The 17,743-nt window shown below is 63.9% G+C and carries 13 protein-coding genes and 1 pseudogene; 4 read left to right on the forward strand and 10 right to left on the reverse strand.

The features are described 5' to 3' along the window. Positions 1 to 11 precede the first annotated feature (11 nt). The 3 genes from CN933_RS11195 to CN933_RS11205 all read left to right on the forward strand — a co-directional run bounded on the left by CN933_RS11195 (position 12) and on the right by CN933_RS11205 (position 4,743). Positions 12 to 1,043, forward strand: a complete 1,032-nt coding sequence (locus CN933_RS11195; protein ID WP_102761535.1) for a beta/alpha barrel domain-containing protein — start codon at positions 12 to 14, stop codon at positions 1,041 to 1,043. After that, positions 1,040 to 2,059 (forward strand): carbohydrate kinase family protein, encoded by a 1,020-nt coding sequence (locus CN933_RS11200; RefSeq protein WP_102761536.1) that lies wholly within the window; start codon positions 1,040 to 1,042, stop codon positions 2,057 to 2,059. Before CN933_RS11195 ends, CN933_RS11200 begins: the two co-directional genes overlap by 4 nt. A 140-nt stretch (positions 2,060 to 2,199) precedes the next feature. Then, positions 2,200 to 4,743 (forward strand): NAD-dependent epimerase/dehydratase family protein, encoded by a 2,544-nt coding sequence (locus tag CN933_RS11205; RefSeq protein ID WP_102761537.1) that lies wholly within the window; start codon positions 2,200 to 2,202, stop codon positions 4,741 to 4,743. Positions 4,744 to 4,772: 29 nt separating this feature from the next. Here CN933_RS11205 and CN933_RS11210 read toward each other — a convergent pair. The 5 genes and pseudogenes from CN933_RS11210 to CN933_RS11230 all read right to left on the reverse strand — a co-directional run bounded on the left by CN933_RS11210 (position 4,773) and on the right by CN933_RS11230 (position 10,734). After that, positions 4,773 to 5,518: pseudogene (locus CN933_RS11210) on the reverse strand (ZIP family metal transporter). Positions 5,519 to 5,546: 28 nt separating this feature from the next. Continuing rightward, on the reverse strand, positions 5,547 to 6,626 hold the full coding sequence (locus tag CN933_RS11215) for an ATP-dependent DNA ligase (RefSeq protein ID WP_102761538.1): 1,080 nt from the start codon (positions 6,624 to 6,626) through the stop codon (positions 5,547 to 5,549). A 25-nt stretch (positions 6,627 to 6,651) separates the two neighbouring features. Further along, the gene (gene katE / locus CN933_RS11220) at positions 6,652 to 8,769 is read right to left on the reverse strand and encodes a catalase (RefSeq protein WP_102761539.1); all 2,118 of its coding nucleotides are present in this window, start codon (positions 8,767 to 8,769) and stop codon (positions 6,652 to 6,654) included. A gap of 155 nt (positions 8,770 to 8,924) precedes the next feature. Next, positions 8,925 to 9,881 (reverse strand): pyridoxamine 5'-phosphate oxidase family protein, encoded by a 957-nt coding sequence (locus CN933_RS11225; RefSeq protein WP_102761540.1) that lies wholly within the window; start codon positions 9,879 to 9,881, stop codon positions 8,925 to 8,927. 241 nt (positions 9,882 to 10,122) lie between these two features. Further along, a complete protein-coding gene (locus tag CN933_RS11230) occupies positions 10,123 to 10,734 on the reverse strand; it encodes a glutathione S-transferase family protein (protein ID WP_102761753.1) in 612 nt (203 codons plus the stop codon). Positions 10,735 to 10,848: 114 nt separating this feature from the next. On the opposite strand from CN933_RS11230, the gene CN933_RS11235 reads away from it, so the two are divergent. Further along, positions 10,849 to 11,754 (forward strand): LysR family transcriptional regulator, encoded by a 906-nt coding sequence (locus tag CN933_RS11235; RefSeq protein ID WP_102761541.1) that lies wholly within the window; start codon positions 10,849 to 10,851, stop codon positions 11,752 to 11,754. Between the two features lie 6 nt (positions 11,755 to 11,760). Here CN933_RS11235 and CN933_RS11240 read toward each other — a convergent pair whose 3' ends face one another. Genes CN933_RS11240 through CN933_RS11260 form a run of 5 tightly spaced genes read right to left on the reverse strand, consistent with a single transcriptional unit; the run spans position 11,761 to position 17,649 of the window. Continuing rightward, positions 11,761 to 12,537, reverse strand: coding sequence for a pyrroline-5-carboxylate reductase (locus CN933_RS11240; RefSeq protein WP_102761542.1), 777 nt, complete (start codon positions 12,535 to 12,537; stop codon positions 11,761 to 11,763). A gap of 60 nt (positions 12,538 to 12,597) precedes the next feature. After that, positions 12,598 to 13,668 (reverse strand): ABC transporter ATP-binding protein, encoded by a 1,071-nt coding sequence (locus CN933_RS11245; RefSeq protein ID WP_102761543.1) that lies wholly within the window; start codon positions 13,666 to 13,668, stop codon positions 12,598 to 12,600. Beyond that, entirely contained in the window at positions 13,665 to 15,929 is a 2,265-nt protein-coding gene (locus CN933_RS11250) for a glycoside hydrolase family 2 protein (protein ID WP_102761754.1), read from the reverse strand. The genes CN933_RS11245 and CN933_RS11250 overlap by 4 nt, the downstream gene beginning before the upstream one ends. Positions 15,930 to 15,937: 8 nt before the next feature. Next, positions 15,938 to 16,756 (reverse strand): carbohydrate ABC transporter permease, encoded by an 819-nt coding sequence (locus CN933_RS11255; RefSeq protein WP_018096058.1) that lies wholly within the window; start codon positions 16,754 to 16,756, stop codon positions 15,938 to 15,940. After that, positions 16,753 to 17,649: a carbohydrate ABC transporter permease gene (locus CN933_RS11260; protein ID WP_100671066.1), complete on the reverse strand. Its 897-nt coding sequence runs from the start codon at positions 17,647 to 17,649 to the stop codon at positions 16,753 to 16,755. Before CN933_RS11260 ends, CN933_RS11255 begins: the two co-directional genes overlap by 4 nt. Positions 17,650 to 17,743: the final 94 nt, after the last annotated feature.

The following is a 17,743-nucleotide window of genomic DNA, read 5'->3' on the forward strand; positions in this document are numbered from 1 at the left end:
GGAGTGAGACCATGTATCGCCTCGACCGGAAGCTCGCGCGCATCCGCGCTGGCCAATATACCCGCAGCGACTTCATCATCGCCGACGCCAAGGACGGCGACATGGGTCCCTCGATAACCTCCTGCGGTCCCAAGCGGGAGAAGGACGGCAGCTGGTCACGCCACTATACCCGCCCCGAATTTCTCGAAAATATCCGCGCCGTTGTGGAGCAGGATATCGTGGACATCATGCTCACCTCCGCCTCCAACATGGAGGCGCTGACCGAGATGGGCGTCTATCGCGACAGTGCCGTCAAGCCGGCAATCCGCGCCAACGATACGACGGACATCTGGGTCGGCCGCGGTGCGACCTATGTGAAGGCAGCCTCGCGCCCCTTCCGCACCGCCTCCCTCTCGCGCGTTACGACCGGGTCCGTCGATCCCGCGCCTGGCGCGCCGATCACCGGCACCGATCTCGGTCTTTATTCCATCACCTTCAACAACGATCTGGACCGCGACTATGAGGCGCTCGAAGCCTTCCGCGCCTTCCGCGAGGATGCGGCGCGCAACAGGTTCAAGTATTTCCTTGAAGTCTTCAATCCCAACGTCGCCTGCGGCATCGACCCTGAGGTACTGCCCCACTATGTCAACGACGTGATGACGCGCTGCCTTGCCGGCGTCACCCGGGAAGACCGGCCGCAGTTTCTGAAGATCCAGTTCAATGGAGCCAAAGCGATGGAGGAACTCGCCTCCTACGATCCGAGCGTCATCGTCGGCGTGCTCGGTGGCGGCGCCGGCACGACGCGCGATTGCTTCGAGCTGCTCCACCAGGCCGAGCGATTCGGCGCGCGAGTGGCGCTGTTCGGGCGCAAGATCAACCTTGCCGAGGACCCGCTGTCGATGGTGCGATTGCTGCGCGAGGTTGCCTCCGGTACGGTCTCGCCCTCAGAGGCAGTGAAAGCCTATCATGCGGGTCTTGCCACGGAAGGCATCACGCCGCTGCGCGATCTCGCCGCCGACAACGTCGTCACCGAAGCGGTGCTCAAACAGGAAGAGAGCAGATGAGCGGTGGCCGGCGGGGGATCGTCACGGGCGGAACGTGGTGCGCAGACTACAACCGCACCGTCAGCCACTGGCCGGGCGAGGACGGCCTTGCCGAACTTCTCGAGGAAGAACGCCACGGCGGGGGCTCGGGCTGCAACCTTGCGCTCGACATCAAGCATCTGGACCCGTCCGTCCCCGTCGAGACGATAGGTCTCGTCGGCGACGACGACGACGGCCGCTACCTGAGGGAGACGGCAGCTGCCGCCGGCATCGACATCAGTCAGATGATGGTGACTGAGGCGGCCGCCACCCAGTTCTGCGATGCTTATGTCTCGCTGCGTTCCCACCGGCGCACGCACATCTTTCACGCCGGAAGCGGAGCGCTGCTGACGCCGGATCATTTCGAATTCTCTTCAACGCGCATGCGCTATCTGCATCTCGGCCTGCCGGGCGTGCATCGCATTCTCGATGCTCCCTGGCAAAACGAGCCGAATGGCTGGGTGGCGGTGCTCAAGAAGGCGCGCGCTGCGGGCCTCGAAACCAACCTGGAGCTGGCGAGCATCGACCGCGCTTTGATGGCGCGGCTGGTCGGGCCCTGCCTGCCCCATCTCGATTTCCTCATCGTCAACGACCTGGAAATCGGGGCGATCGCCGGCGTTGAAACAATTCTGGGCGACGCACCCGACCAGGCGGCATGCATGCGCGCAGCGCGTGCCGTGCTGGAGCGCGGCGCGCTGAAACTTGTCGCCGTGCATTGCCCCGCCTTTGCCATCGCCGTCACCCGCGAGGGGGAAGGCGTGGTGCTGCCGTCCGTCGCCATCCCCGAGGCGGAGATCAAGGGGGCGAACGGGGCCGGCGATGCCTTCGCTGCCGGGATGCTCTACGGCATCCATGAAGGCTGGAGCGTGAAGCAGGCTCTCCGGCTGGCGCATGCAACAGCGGCCGCGTCCTTGCGCAGCATCTCGACTACCGGCGCGGTCTTGCCTTGGAAGGATTGCCTGGCACTCGCGGACAAATGGGGCCCCCGAGACCACTGATGGGTGCGCCGAGCCGGCTTGGTGGTGTCTGCGGGCGCGACTGCGCAATGGATCCGAAACTCTGCCCCTGAACTCGGCGAAGTGCTGACCTATGACGCCGCGACCGGGAACCTTCCTGCCTGAGCGCGGTTTGCTTCGGCATGCCGAAAGATGCAAATCAGCCGACCGTTCTCATTACCGGCTCGAGCGGCTTTCTGGGCCAGGCGATCGCGCATCGCCTGAGGGACCGGTATCGCGTCATCGGGCTCGACCTGTCCCCTCCGAAAGGCAAGTCCGAGACCGAAGAGACGATCAAATTCGACATCACCTCCGACGAAAGCGTGAGAGAGGCGATCGAGACGGCGGGTAAGCGCAGCGGCCGGCGCCTTGCTTCCGTCATTCATCTCGCCGCCTACTACGACACCACCGGCAAGGACAATCCCAAATACGATGCCGTCAATGTCGAGGGCACGCGCCGGCTATTGGAGGCGCTCCAGGGTCTTCCCACCGAACAGTTCATCTATGCAAGCACGCTGCTGGTGCAGGCGCCCAGTCCGGCCAAGGGTGCGCGGATCAACGAGGATGATCCGCTGGACCCCGCCTGGGCCTATCCCAAATCGAAGGCCGAGACCGAGGCGGTGATCGCCAGACATCGCGGCGCGATCAGGACCGTGACCCTCCGTCTCGCCGGCGTCTATGACGAGGACTGCCGAGCCGCTTTCATTGCCCAGCAGATCGCCCGCATCTTCGAGCGGCTCCCGACCGCCTATCTGTTCAGCGGCGATCTGGACGCAGGCCAGCCCTATCTGCACAAGGACGATCTGGTCGAGGCTTTCGCGCGCACGGTCGACCGTCGCAACGACTTGCCCGATGATTGCGCGTTGCTGATCGGCGAGGAGGAAACGCTCTCCTATGGCGACTTGCAGAAGCGCATCGGCCGGCTGATCCACGGCGAGGACTGGCGCACGCTCGCTCTGCCCAAGAGCCTCGCAAAGCCGGGGGCTTGGATGCAGACCGAGGTGCTCGACCAGGACTCGGAGATCAAGCCCTGGATGGTCGAGAACTCGGACGATCATTACGAGATCGACATCTCTCGTGCCCGCAACAAGCTCGGCTGGGAGCCGAGGCACAGCCTGGCTGCGACGTTGCCGGAAATGATCCGGCGGCTGAAGCAAGACCCGACCGACTGGTACGCGAAGAACAAGCTGGAGCCCTCCGTGGTCGCCGCCTCGGATCCCGAGATCGAGCAGGCGGAGAAAAGGCTGGCGGAGCCGCTGGAGCGCAGTGACGCCGAAGTCGAAGCTGCCGTGGAAGAGCACCGGCTGCGCACGCTCTGGGCGCCGCTGGCAAATGTCGCTCTCGGCCTGTGGCTCGTCTCCTCGCCGGCGACGCTCGGCCTTTTCGATCCTGTCAGCGTACCGCTGCCACCGGCGCTCGGCCACGAGATCGACGAACCCGCCATACGCAATGCCCGTCTCGGGACAAGCGAGATCCTGTCCGGATTGCTCGTTGCCGCATTCGCGCTTTTCGGCATGTACCGGCGCTGGTCTCATGCGCAATGGATCACGGCCGCGCTCGGCGTCTGGATCATGCTGGCTCCGCTTGTCTTCTGGACGACGAGTGCCGCGGCCTACGCCATCGATACGCTTGCCGGCATGCTGATCGTGGCCTTTGCGGTGATGATTCCGCCGACGCCCGGAATAAGGCTGCGGGCGCTCGCGGCCGACGACGACCGGCCCCTCGGCTGGAGCTATTCGCCGTCCTCCTTCACGCAGCGCATGCCGATCGTCGCGCTCGCCTTCGTCGGCCTCTTCGTCTCGCGCTATCTCGCCGCCTATCAGATGGGCCATGTCGACGGGCTGTGGGACCCGTTCTTCGGGCCTGGCGAGGCACCCGTCCGCAACGGCAGCGAGGCGGTCGTGACGTCCTGGGTTTCCAAGGGCTTTCCGATCGCCGATGCCGGCCTCGGCGCCTTCGCCTATGCGCTGGACATTCTGGCCGGCGCGATCGGAGACAGCCGCCGCTGGCGTACCATGCCCTGGATGGTGCTCCTCTTCGGCCTGCTGATCGTGCCCCTCGGCGTCGTCAGCGTCTCCTTCATCATCATCCAGCCGCCGCTTATCGGCGCACTCTGTACGCTCTGCATCATCCAGGCGGCCGTCACCGTCGTGCTCATCCCCTATTCGATAGACGAGGTGCTCGCCACCATCCAGTATCTCTGGCGCGTAAGGAAGGCGGGCGAGCCGTTCTGGCGGACGTTCTGGATGGGCGGCCCGGCCATTTCGGAGGATCAGACGCCGGCGCCCGATCTCAACCGCCCGGCCACCGAGCTGTTGAAGGAATTCATCGTCGGCGGCGTCAACTTTCCCTGGACGCTGGTCGCCAGCGCATTACTCGGCGCGGTCCTGATGACGACGCCCTTGATGTTCGGCAGCGTCCCGCCGCTCTATCACAGCGACCACATTCTCGGCTGCGTCGTGATCCTGGTTGCCGTCACCGCCATGGCGGAGGTCGTCCGGCCGGTGCGCTTCCTGAATGTGCTGCTCGGCGCCTGGGTGGCGGCCTCGCCCTTCCTGCTTGCCGGCGGCAGCACGGTCGCCACCCTTGCCGACGTCGCGATCGGCTTGGCACTGATCGCGCTCAGCCTCCCGCGCGGGACGCGCAGCGAAGAACATTATGGCGGCTGGGACCGGGCGATCGTCTGACGGACGCGCCTCAAGACGCGGTGGTCCAGTCAGCTCATCTGGGGAAGCACCATGACGAGCAGGAAGCGGCGGCGTTGGCGATCGCCGAAGACTGCTGGGATTGATGCGACTCCGCTTCCGGCACGAGGTCGGTAATCGTCAGGTAGAACATCCCGCCCGCTCCCGTCGCGAAGAGAAAACCGGTGACCGGCTGGACCAGGCCTTTCAGCAGGAACCACCCTGCAACGGCGGACACGAAAAGGGAGAGGCCGATGAGGGAGGTCCATCCGAGCGCTTCGCGTTCTTCCGCTCCTCGTCGAGCGTCAATTCGCCGATGCTCATTCCTTCGCTGAAATTATCGATGCAGATGGCGAGGCCCACGATAAGCGCCACTTTCGGCTCGAAGGTGGCGCCGAGGCCGATCGTCATGCCTTCGATCAGCTCTTCCGCACTCGTGCCGCCGGCGAGCACCGCCAGATTGCTCCCGCGAGGCTTGCGCCTCCGGTGCAACCGATCGACCTCGGCCTTTTGATCCGCTTCCGGCCGGCCATTTTCCAGCGGTTGACGTAGAGGTCGAGAATATAGACGAGTACCAGGCCGAGCAGAAACCGGCAACGGCAAGCGGAAGACCCGCAAGTTCCATGGAGGTGGGCATCATCTCGAAAGCGAAGGTGCCCATGAGGACGCAGGCCGCGAAGCCGACCGCGATCGAGAGCACGAGGCTCGACGGCCTGAGCGAGATCGCCGCCAGGCCGCCCAGGGGCGATGCGACGGCCGCCGCTGCCGCGAAGATCATTGCTCATCGCTGCCCGGATTCTCGGTTTTCAAGGCGATCCTTCGGGACGTACGATCTGCTCGTAGGTACATTGGCGCGGGTCCTTGTCCGGCCGCCAGCGCATGAGTTTCGTACCGTGGCGGAAGCGCCGGTTGCTGACATGGTCGAACCGGACTTCGACGACCAGTTCCGGCCGAACCGGCTGCCATTCGCCGCTGCGCTCGCTGCTCCAGCGGCTGGGCCCGCCCGGTGCCTTGCCGGTGAAGCCCGGCGGCTCCTGCAAAGCTTCGAGCTGGCGCGTCAGGGCAGGCCGCTCCTTGTCCGAGATCGTCGCGGTAAAGCCCACATGGTTCAGCAGTCCCTCGGTGTCGTAAAGGCCGAGCAGAAGCGAGCCGACCAAAGAACTGTCGCTCTCGTAGCGGAAGCCGCCGACGACGCAGTCGGCCGTCTTCAGCCGCTTGACCTTCACCATTGCCCTCTCGCCGCATTCATACGCGCCGTCGCGCCGCTTTGCGACGACCCCGTCGGTGGCACCCGCCTGCCATGAGGTGAGCCACCTCTCGGCCTCCTTAATGTCGAGCGTGAAGGGCGAAAGCTCGAGCATCTCCGCAGCCGCGTTCTCTTTGGCGAATGTCTCGAGGCGGGCGCGCCGTGCTGTCAGAGACTGGTCGGTCAGGACCGTTCCGCCGGTGCCGGCCAGCATGTCGAACAGGATGAGTTTGGCCGGCGTCTCCTGCGAGAGCTTCTGCACGCGGCTTGCCGCCGGATGCAGGCGCATCTGAAGAGCGTCGAAGGAAAGGCGCCCGTCGACCTCGATCACCAGTTCGCCGTCGAGGACGAACATGTCCGGCTCCAGTCGGCGCAGCAGGGCGAGGATCTCGGGGAAGAAGCGCCCGAGCGGCTTGCCGGATTTCGCCCTTATGTCGACTTCCTCGCCGGACTTGAACGCAAGGCAGCGAAAGCCGTCCCACTTCGGCTCGTACTGCCATGCGTCGCCGCCCGGAAGCCCGGTCGCGGAACGGGCTTCCATCGGCGCCGTGCTGACGGGCAGGGGATAGCCCTCTGCCTTCTTCGCCGCGCTTGACGGAGCGGCCTTCTTCGTCGGCTTTCCATGTGCGGGCGACGCCATCGTCCACTCCGTCTAAGCCGTCGACCTATTTCAGCTTGACCGAGGGCTCTCTTCCCCAGACACGCAACTTGCCGAGCTCCTTGAGGAAGGCGGCCGCACTCGCAGCGTCGGTGAGTTCGATCGTTCCCTCATCGAGCAGCTCCGCAATGCCGGCCCTCTCGAGAAGGGGAACGGCGGCGCCGGCATAGCCGATATATTTGCAATGGGCGAAGGCGTCGGCCACGAAATCGCGTGCGGTGGCGACGTCGATCAGATCCGCGACGGCGTCTGCGGAAGGAAGCAGGACCACCGCGTCGTAGAGTACCGACGGGCCGCCGTCGAGCATCTGGTGGGCGGCGATGCGCTTTCCGTCGGAGGCGGTAAAGCCGCCGACTTTCGGGGCGATCAGCTCGAAGACCGCCTTCTCCTTCTCGACAGCCGCTATCAGGGCGTCGAGAAGCGCGGCGTCCGCGCCGTCCGTCGCCAATATTCCGAGCTTGCGGCCCTCGAAACGCTTCGGCCCACGCTGGATGATGCTGAGGGCCGGCGAGGGGTCGAGGTCCTGGCGGGTGGCAACGGCCGCATCCGCCGGTTTCGGCATCGTCTCCAGGCCGAGGGCGTGGCCGACCTTTTTCCCCAGCGTTTCATCGATATTGAGAAGATGCGCGACCATCCGTTCGCGGATCACCGGCGTCTCCACCTTGCTCAATTCGAAGGTCAGGGCATCGGCGATGTGGCGCTGCTCGGGTGGCGTCTGGCTGATGAAGAACTGACGGGCCTGGCTGTAATGGTCGGCAAAGCTCTCGGCGCGGATGCGCAGCTTCGGGCCCTGCTCCTCGGAAGGAAAATGGCGGAAACCTTTCATGGGCGACTCGCGCGGACCCTCGCCCCAGGAATTGGGCTGGTAGTTCACGCGTCCTACCGGGTTGCGCATGGCCATGTGGCCGTCCTGCTGAAAGTGCTGGAAGGGACATTTCGGCGCGTTGATCGGAAGATGGGTGAAGTTCGGGCTGCCGAGCCGCTTCAGCTGCGTGTCGAGATAGGAGAAGTTGCGCCCCTGCAGCAACGGATCGTCGCTGAAGTCGATGCCGGGCGGCACGTTCTGCGTCATGAAGGCGACCTGCTCGGTTTCGGCGAAGAAATTCTCCGGCATGCGGTCGAGTACCAGCCGGCCGACAGGCTTCGTCGGCAGCACTTCCTCCGGGATGATTTTCGTCGGATCGAGGATGTCGAAATCGAACTTGTCGGCGAAGTCCTGATCGAAAAGCTGCACATGCAGTTCCCATTCCGGGAAGTTGCCGGACTGGATGGCTTGCCACATATCGCGCCGGTGGAAATCAGGATCGGCGCCATTGATCTTCACGGCCTCGTTCCAGACGACCGACTGGAGACCGAGCTTGGGCTTCCAATGGAATTTGACGAAGGTGGACTCGTCCTTGGCATTGACGAAACGGAAGGTGTGGACGCCGAAGCCTTCCATAAACCGGAAGGAGCGCGGGATCGCCCGGTCCGACATGACCCACATGACCATGTGCATGCTTTCCGGCGTCAGGCTGATGAAGTCCCAGAAATTGTCATGCGCGGACTGCGCCTGGGGAAACTCCCGGTCCGGTTCGGGCTTTACCGAGTGTATGACGTCGGGGAACTTGATCGCGTCCTGGATGAAGAACACCGGGATGTTGTTGCCGACGAGGTCCCAATTGCCTTCGTTTGTGTAGATTTTGACCGCGAAACCGCGAACGTCGCGGGCGAGGTCGAACGAGCCCTTGCTTCCGGCCACCGTCGAGAACCGCACGAAGGCAGGGGTTCGTTCGCCCGGTCGCTGGAACAGATCCGCCCGGGTGTAGGCTGCAAGCGACTCGTAGGTTTCGAAGAAGCCGTGCACGCCGTAGCCGCGGGCATGCACGACGCGCTCGGGAATGCGTTCGTGATCGAAGTGGAAGATCTTCTCGCGGAAGTGGAAATCCTCGATGAGCGTCGGGCCGCGTTCTCCGGCGCGCAGACTGTTCTGGTCGTCGGCGACGGGGCCGCCCTGAGCCGTCGTCAGGACGGGCGTGTCGCCTTCGGCGATCTGGTGAAGTTCTCCACCGTTGCCGCGTGTCGCTTTCTGGTCATGAATGGTGGCCGGTTTCGTATTGTTCGGCGCAGAGGGTTTCTTGGCCATTGCAGCACTCCTTGGTCGGGGGCGGATGGGCACGTAACCTTGGCGAGGGAGGTTGGTTCCCCTGCACGCCAAAATTACCCGGACATCCGGCCTGCTGCTACCGCCGATTCCAAGAGGTGGAGCGGGATGCCGTCGGAAAACCGCACGCACTTTCCTCATCCCGCTCCGGCAAGGTCGTAGCGAACAGGTAGTGCGTCGGCCCGCCATACGCTGCGGCGCGGACGGAAACGCCAATAGCGCTCGGCGCCGTCGAGAGGCACGCCGTCCGGAGCTTCGGACAGGAGCTCGGCCTCGCCGGTCATCTGCAGGAGGCCGCCCGTGGAGAAGTCCGGGAAAGTGAGCCCGGCGCGCGGATTGAGCGCGATGTTGCCGAGCGTGTTGAAGAAGCGGTTGCCGACGAAATCCGGGATTACCAGCCAGCCGTCTTCCCCGACATGCACGAATCCGGCGTGTCCGCCGCGATGGGAGACGTCGATCTGCCGGCCGCCGGCGAGATCGGCATAGGTTGCGACGAAGAACGTGTCCGCCTGCGCCACCAGAGCACGCGCGGCGGCGTTGAGCCCGAAGCTGGAAACGGGCGGTACGGAAGGTGGCACGGAAGGGTCGCGCACGAAACGGGCCTGGCGGAGCTGGATGTATTTCGGACAGTTGCCGAAGCTCTGGTCGACGCCGAGATCGAAACCGCGGGCATGCCGCTTAAGCGTGCCGTTCAGCCGGTTGCGCCGGCGGGTGCCGAGATCGATTCCGAGCAGGGCGAGGGGAGCGCCGTCCTCCATGCCCGCCTCGGCGGGGTCCGTCGGCTCCCGCGGGAGCTCGACGGTAAGCCTTTTTTCGTCCGGCGCGTGGAGGAAGCCGGGTTCGCCCGCCCTGAGCGTCGCCCAGGCGTCGCCGTCGCGATCGACCGAGCCCAACACGACCATCGGCAGAAGGGGATAGAATTCCCGGTGCTGCTCGATCAGGTGGTCGCGCATGACGCGGCGTCCGATCTCGTCCATGCGCGTTTCCACACCCAGCCTCTTCTGCAGGGCGATTTCGCCCTCATGCCAGGGCGAATGTGCGAGGATGGGAGCCTCCATGACGATTGTTTCCTTGGTTGCGTGAATGTTGGGCATCTAGGGGCTTGTTCGCGGGCGATAACATCCGCCCCCGGCCCAAACTCCCTCATTCCTGTGCCTGTCCAGGAACCCAGCAGGCCAAGTCATTGGGCTGAAGGACTCCTCGCACCGCAGACGCGGCGCTGCTCTCATCCCTGTGACAAGCACAGGGAAGAGGGTGGTTGCAGTCCTTCGATACGCTTAAAAGCACGTGCCGTGCGAGAAGGCTTCCCGCAAGCGGACGTCGTCATAACGCTCGCTAAGCCGCCAACCCCACCGGCGTCTTTGCGAACTCGACGAAGCCCGGCAATGCCTCGATGCGGGCGAGCCAAGCGCGGATCTCCGGATAGGGCTGGAGATCGACATCGCCTTCGGGGGCGCGCGCCACGTAGCTGTAGAGCGCGACATCGGCGATCGTCGGCCGGTCGGCGGCAATCCAGCCTCTGCCTTTGAGCTCCTGCTCGATCAGCGCCAGGATCGCATGCGAACGAGGGATCACCTCTTCCGGTCGGTAGGGCGCCTTGAACACGTTGATGAGCCGCGCCTGGGCCGGACCATGGGCGATCTGGCCGGCAGCCACCGAAAGCCAGCGCTGAACGGCAGCCGCCCCCGCGGCGTCTTCCGGCAGCCAGTCCGTGCGGCCGGTCTTCTTTGCCAGATAGACGAGAATTGCGCTTGAGTCCGAGATGATCGTGCCGCCGTCGTCGAGCACCGGGACCTGACCGAAGGAATTGAGCTTCAGGAAATCCGCTTGCTTGTGCTCTCTCCTGGCGAAATCGACGACCACCAGCTCATGCTCGATACCGAGCAGCGAGAGGAACAAGCGGGCGCGGTGCGCGTGGCCGGAGAGGGGATGGTGATAGAGTTTCATGTCGGCCTCGTTGAATGATGGAACGAAACCAAGATGATTGTTATCCACGGAGTTGATAAGCTCCGACAGAGGCACTAGACCGTTTCACTTGCTGAAATAATTGAGGAGCATTCGATGGATCGCTGGCAGGCGATGCGGATCTTCGTGCAGGTGGTGGAAAGCGGCGGCTTCACGGCGGCCGCCAAGGTGCTGCATATGAGCCCGCCATCGGTCACCCGGGCGGTGGCGAAGCTGGAGGACCTGATCGGGACGCGGCTTCTGGTGCGCACCACGCGCTCGCTGAAACTGACTGCGGCGGGCGAAGGTTACGTGGCCGATTGCCGGCGTATCCTCGGGGAGATCGCCGAGGCGGAAGCCAATGCGGCGGGCAGCTTCACCGCCCCTGCGGGGTTGCTCACGGTAACGGCGCCCGCGCTCTTCGGGCGCATCCACGTGCTCCCCGTCATCCTCGACTTTCTCGATCACTATCCGGCAATGCAGGTCAAGACCGTCTTCGTCGACCGCGTGACCAACCTGGTCGACGAGGGCCTGGATGTGGCGATCCGCATTGCCTCGCTCCCGCCCTCCGGGCTCGTTGCGCGCCGGATCGGCTCGGTCCGGCAGGTGCTTTGCGGCTCGCCGGATTATTTCGCCCGCTTCGGCGAGCCGGGCAGCCCGCAGGAGCTTGCCCGTCATCGCATCATCGGGCGAGAGGGCCTCTTCGGCCACTCGGAATGGCTCTTCGGACGCGACAACAGCATCCGCGTTCCGATCAGCCCTCGTCTCATCTGCAACACCAATGACGCGGTCCTCTCCGCCGCTTTGGCGGGCTGGGGATTGTCGCGGTTTCAGTCCTACCAGGTGGCACCCGACGTGAGAGCCGGCAGGCTCAAGGTCGTCCTTGCCGACCACGAGCGCGAGCCGGTGCCGATCCACATCGTGCATGCGGAAGGCCGCATGGTCTCTGCAAGGGTGCGCGCCTTCGTGGACTTCGCCGCCGGGCGTTTTCGTCGCCACGCGGGTCTTGGCATCGAGCTTTGAAGACCTCTACCGGTCGTCGCCGCGCACCCGCAGCAGCACGCGTTCGAGCGCATCCGTCAGCGCCCGGTGACCGCCGCCGCGGTCGAAGTCCGTCAAAACCTGCTCGTTCAATCCGCCGGCGGTCGAAAATTCGCGGGCGAGTTCTTCGAGCGGCGTCCCCCCGTCCCTGATCGCCCTCTGCGAGAGACTGGCGAAGAGCGGCGCGATATAGGCGCGTGCCTTGTCGCGGTCGAGACCCTTTTCGGCGAACCAGCCGGTCGTCCGGTCGAGGATGCCGAGACAGGTCGCCATCAGAGCGCTTCCGACGGCAAGCAGGTCATATTCCTCCTTGGTCTCGCATTCGACCGCCGTTCCGAGTGCCGCAAAGATCGCGGCAACGGCGCGGTTCGGTGGATAGATCGCCGTCACGCCCTCGCGCTCGGCGACGAAGGGCAGGGGGATTGCCTGGGTGAGCTCCACCTCCTCGCTGATCCAGCCGAGAAGCTTGGAACGATCGGTAGCGGCAATGACGCTGACGACCTTCTGACCCTTGCGGAATTTGAGCTTGGGGATCACGTCCTCGGCGATTTGAGGACGAACGGCGAGGAACAGCACGTCGGCCGCGTCCACCGCTTCCTGATTGTCCTTGGCGATCCGCACGAGCAGGAAGCGGCCGGCAAGCCGGGCAGCAATTTCCCGGTTGCGCGGGGAGACGAGGATCCCGGCGACGTCGAGCCCGGAACCGACGATGCCCGTCACCATCGCTTCGGTGATGGCGCCGGTGCCGATGAAGCCAATACGCATCGCTGTTCACTCCCCTGATTCGTACCGGCGACATTAGAACAATTCCGGGAAATTGCGTCACTAACGCAGCCGTTTTCCCTCTCCGTCGAACACCAGAACCGAAACCGGATCGAAGCGGGCCGTCAGGCGGTCACCGGCCTTGAGTCCGCGGCCGTTCTTCGTTTCGACCACGATGAGCTCGCCGTTGCCGTGGCGGGCATAGGCGAAGGTCTCTCCGCCGAGATGTTCCAGCATGTCGATCGTGAGGGCTAGCCCTGCAGGACCGTCTTCATTGAAATGCTCGGGCCGGATGCCGATCGTCACCGCAGTTCCCGCCGCCGCCTGCAGGGTGACGGGGATCTTCGCGTCTCCGTGGTCCGGCAGGCGCGCATAGGGCCGGTCCTGGTCGATTTCGATCACGCCCTTCAGGAAGTTCATCTTGGGCGACCCGATGAAGCCGGCGACGAAGAGGTTGGCCGGGTCGTCATAGAGGTCGAGGGGCGAGCCCACCTGTTCGACCACGCCGGCGCGCATGACGACGATCTTGTCGGCAAGCGTCATGGCCTCGACCTGGTCATGCGTCACGTAGACGATGGTGGTGGCGAGCTGCTTGTGCAGCCGTGCGATCTCGATGCGCATATGCACGCGCAGCTCCGCATCGAGGTTGGAAAGCGGCTCGTCGAAGAGGAAGATCTTCGGATGGCGGACGATCGCCCGGCCGATCGCCACGCGCTGGCGCTGGCCGCCCGAAAGCTGCTTCGGTTTGCGGTCGAGCAGCGCGCCGAGTTCCAGGATATGGGCGGCCTCGTTCACCCTCTTCTCGATCTCGGCCCTGGGGACACCGGCGAAGCGGAGGGCAAAACCCATATTCTCGCGCACCGTCATATGCGGATAGAGTGCATAGGACTGGAACACCATGGCGATCCCGCGCTTGGACGGATCGACATCGTTCATTCGGCTATCGTCGATCGTCAGGTCGCCGGAGGTGATCTCCTCAAGCCCGGCGATCATCCGGAGCAGCGTGGACTTGCCACAGCCGGAAGGTCCGACGAAGACGACGAACTCGCCGGATTTTATGTCGAGATCGACGCCCTTGATGACCTCGAGGCCACCATAGGATTTACGGACATCGCTGAGTTGGAGTTGGCTCATGCGCTCGCCGCTCCTTCCGCCAGGGCGACGAGCTCGAGCTTCGCCGCGCCAAGGCGCGTCGAAGCGACCGAGACGACGACGGCGCCGGCGGGGCCCGTGGACTCCAGCCAGAAACCGGCGGAACCGCCCTGAAGGACGAGGCGGGCCGATCCGACCAGCCGCGCCGGACCATGAACCTCGACGTCGACTGCATCGTTCAGGAAGGGCAGGACGTTGCCGGCCTGGTCGAGCGCGCGCAGGATGACGCGAACGCTGTCGCGGCCTTCCGCACGCAGCGTCTTGCTATCCGCCTCGACGTGAAGCGTCGTAGGCACGGGGTCGGCGGCCATGCGGAGATCGGCGACCGGCTTGCCGGCGACGAAGCCGGTAAATTCCGCGCTTTCCCACTTCATGCCCCAGACTCCGAGCTCGTCCTTGGTGAAGTGGCGGTGGTCGATGACGACCGGCGGATGCGGCAGGTGCGGGAAATTCTCGCGATCCGGGCCGACGCGCTTGGAAAGCGAGCCGTATTTCAATTCGACCTCGTCGCAATTCGTCAGCACGATTAAGGGCAGCACGCCGCCTATATTGCGCTCGCCGCGCGCCCAGAAGGTCACCGGCTTCATCACGACTTCCTCGGAGGGATCGCACTGGCTGGCATAGACATAAGCAGCGAATTTCGGCTCGCGGAACATGTCCATGACGCCGTGATAGCAGATCCGGTCCCCGGAGCCGAAATCCTTGTGGGTGTTGTAGTCGAACATGCACCAGCCGATCGCACCGGAAATGCCGGGATCGCCATAAGCCGCATTCAGCACTTCCAGATGCCGGCGAACATGTTCGGCCTGGCGCTGCTCCTGGTCATAGATCTTCGTCGGATACATGTGCCCGCCGAATTCGGTGATGAGATAGGGCACCTTGCGGGCAAGCCCGGTGCATTCCTGCTGCGGGCGAAGCGCCGTGCGCGGCCGGTTCGAGCCGGGCAGCTCCTCGTTGCCGAGGATGAAGTCGTTCATCGTGTAGACGTCTTCCAGAAATTCGCTGTCGGTAATGTATCGCACGCCGCCCGTCTGCCGTGTCGGGTCGAGCTCGCGGGCGAGGCGATTGGTCTCGGCATAGAAGTCGTGCGAATCCTGTGACTCGTTGATGCGCACACCCCAGATGACGATCGATGGGTGGTTCCAGTCGCGCTCGATCATGCGGCGGACATTGCGGATCGCCTCCTGTTTCCATTCCTCCCCGCCGATGTGCTGCCAGCCAGGAATTTCCTCGAAGACGAGGAGCCCCATGCGGTCGCAATGGTCGAGGAACCATTTCGACTGCGGGTAATGCGAGGTGCGCACGAGATTGCAGTGAAGCCTGTGCTTCATGATCTCCGCGTCGCGCTCCTGGGCGGTGCGCCCCATGGCGTAGCCGACATAGGGGAAGGCCTGATGACGGTTCAGCCCGCGGATCTTCAGCGGGCGGCCGTTGAGCCGGAAGCCTGCGGTCGTGAACTCCGCGGTGCGGAAACCGAAATGCGAGGCCAAGCGGTCGGAGCCCTGACGGGTCCGGAGCTCGGCTTCGATCTCGTACAGCACCGGATCGTCGATGTCCCAGAGCGAGAGGCCCTTCAGGCCTTCCATCTCAAGGGTGAGGCTCTCGCCGGCCGTTTCGCCGGCGACCTCGGCCAGCACTTCGCCCGCCGCATTCTTGAGGAGCGCCGAGACCGTACCCGAGAAGGGCAACCCTTGCGGATTGGAAAGGTCGCACCGGACGGAAACGGCCTTGTTGTCGGAGAGCACGTCGCGGGTTTCGATCTTGATATTGGCGATCGAAACCGGATCGGTGACCTTCAGCCAGACGTCGCGATAGATACCGGCATAGGTCAGATAGTCGATCCGGCCGCCGAAAGGCGGGATCTCCGGATTCTCGCTGCCGTCGATCTTCACCGTGATGAGATTGTCGCCTTCCTGGAGCCTGTCCGTCAGGCGTGCCTCGAAAGGCGTGTAGCCGTCCTTATGCGCCAAGATCTCTTCGCCGTTGAGATAGACGACCGCATCGGCCATTGCCGCGTCGAAGACGAGCGAGACCTCCCGGCCGGAGAAGTCCGGGCGCCAGGCAAGCACCTTCTGGTAGGTGAAGGCGCGCTGGTAGCATGTCTCGTCGAAATAGTTGAACGGCAGTTCGACGGCGTTGTGCGGCAGGCTGATCGGCTGACCCGCCCGGAGCGTTCCGGCGTCGGCGGCGTCGAAGCCTTCGGAGAAGACCCACGAATTATTGAAGGAAGTAACAGAGCGCATCATCGTTCCTATTTGACTGAGCCCAGCATGCCCTGGACGAACTGGCGTTGCATGAAGAAGAAAACGGCTAGCGTCGGCAGTGTCGCGAGAATCGTCCCGACCATGACCACGCCGTAATCGGGGTAGTAGGCGGAGGCGAGCGACGAGATGACCAGCGTGATCGTCTTGGTTTCGTTGGTCTGGAGCACGATCAGCGGCCAGAGATAGTTGTTCCACGCGGTCATGAAGACGATGACGAAGGCGGCCGCATAGGTCGAACGCATGACCGGTACGTAGATGAAGAGGAAGATCTGCCATTCCTTGAGCCCGTCGACCTTGGCCGCGTCGCGGAGCTCGGAGGGGAAGGCCTTGGTGCTCTGCCGGAAGTAGAAGATGACGAAGGCCGATCCGATCGTCGGCAGGACGACGGCGAGATGCGTGTTGATGAGACCCGCCTTCCCCATGATGACGAAGAGCGGGATCATCAGCGCGGCGAAGGGGATCATAAGGGTGAGCAGCATCGCCCGGTAGACGCGCTCGCGTCTTCGCGAGCGGAACATCTCGAAGCCGTAACCGGCGAGCGAGGAGACCGCGAGCGTGAGCACGGTCGCAAGGATCGCGATCTTCGCCGAGTTCCAGAAGACGAGCGGCACGTTTACCAGCGTGAAGAAGTTGCCGACATTGGTGGCAAAGGCTGCGCCCGGCAGGAGTTTGCCCTTGATGATGTCTATCGATGAATTGGTTGCGCCGAGCACCATCCAGATGAACGGAAAGACGGAGAGGAAGGCCATCAGGCCGAGGAAGCCATAGGTGGCCGCCATCGCCGCGAAACGTCCAAATCCGTTCATCGGTCACGCTCCCTTGCTGCGAAGAACTGCACGAAGGCGAGGAGCGCGACGAGGACGACGATGACATAGGAGACCGTCGCCGCATAACCGAGATTCGGCATGAAGCGGAAGGTCAGGTTGTAGATGTAGAGCGACAAGGTGAGCGTGGCATTGGACGGGCCGCCCTTGCCCTCGGTCAGGTTATAGACCTCGTCGAAAAGCTGCAGCGTGCCGATCGTCGAAATGACTGTCGTGAAGAGGATGACGGGCTTCAGCAGAGGGATGGTGAGGTGGGTGAAGCGCGCCCAGGCCGGAACGCCGTCGATGCGCGCCACCTCGTAGATCGACTTGTCGATGTTCTGAAGTGCCGCAAGATAGAAGATCATGTTGTAGCCGGTCCAGCGCCAGGTGATGGCAAGAATGACGAGAACCTTCGCCCAGAAGGGATGCGTCAGCCATGGAATGGGCGAGGCGGCGAGACCGATCGCCTGGAGCGTCGAATTGACGATCCCGTCGGTTGCGAACATGCCCTTGAAGAGCACCGAATAGGCGACCAGCGAACTGACGCAGGGCAGGAAGATCGCCGTGCGGAAAACCCCTCGGCCGACGAGCCGCGGGTTGTTGAGGAGCGACGCCAGGATCAGCGCGAGCAGGATCATGATCGGCACCTGCACGACGAAATAGGTCATCGTGTTGGTGAGGGCCTTGATGAAGACCGGATCGTTCCAGAGCCGAACGATGTTCGCGAAGCCCGCGAACTTCATGGTCATGCCGCGGCCGGACTGGAACGACATCCAGAGGGACCACGCGATGGGATAGACCATGAACAGGGCGATCAGCCCGAGGGCCGGCGCGACGAACAGCCAGCCATTGACGTCGTAATATCGGCCGATACCGCGGCGCGCTCGAACCATGTTCCCCTCCTGGAAGGCCGGACAGCCGGAAATTTGGCCGCGGCAAGAGCCGCGGCCGGAAACAGCGGGCGCATGCCCGCCGCCATTCACCGCA

Origin of the sequence: Sinorhizobium sp. M4_45 (genome assembly GCF_002885915.1) — a bacterium.
Taxonomy (GTDB): domain Bacteria; phylum Pseudomonadota; class Alphaproteobacteria; order Rhizobiales; family Rhizobiaceae; genus Sinorhizobium; species Sinorhizobium meliloti_A.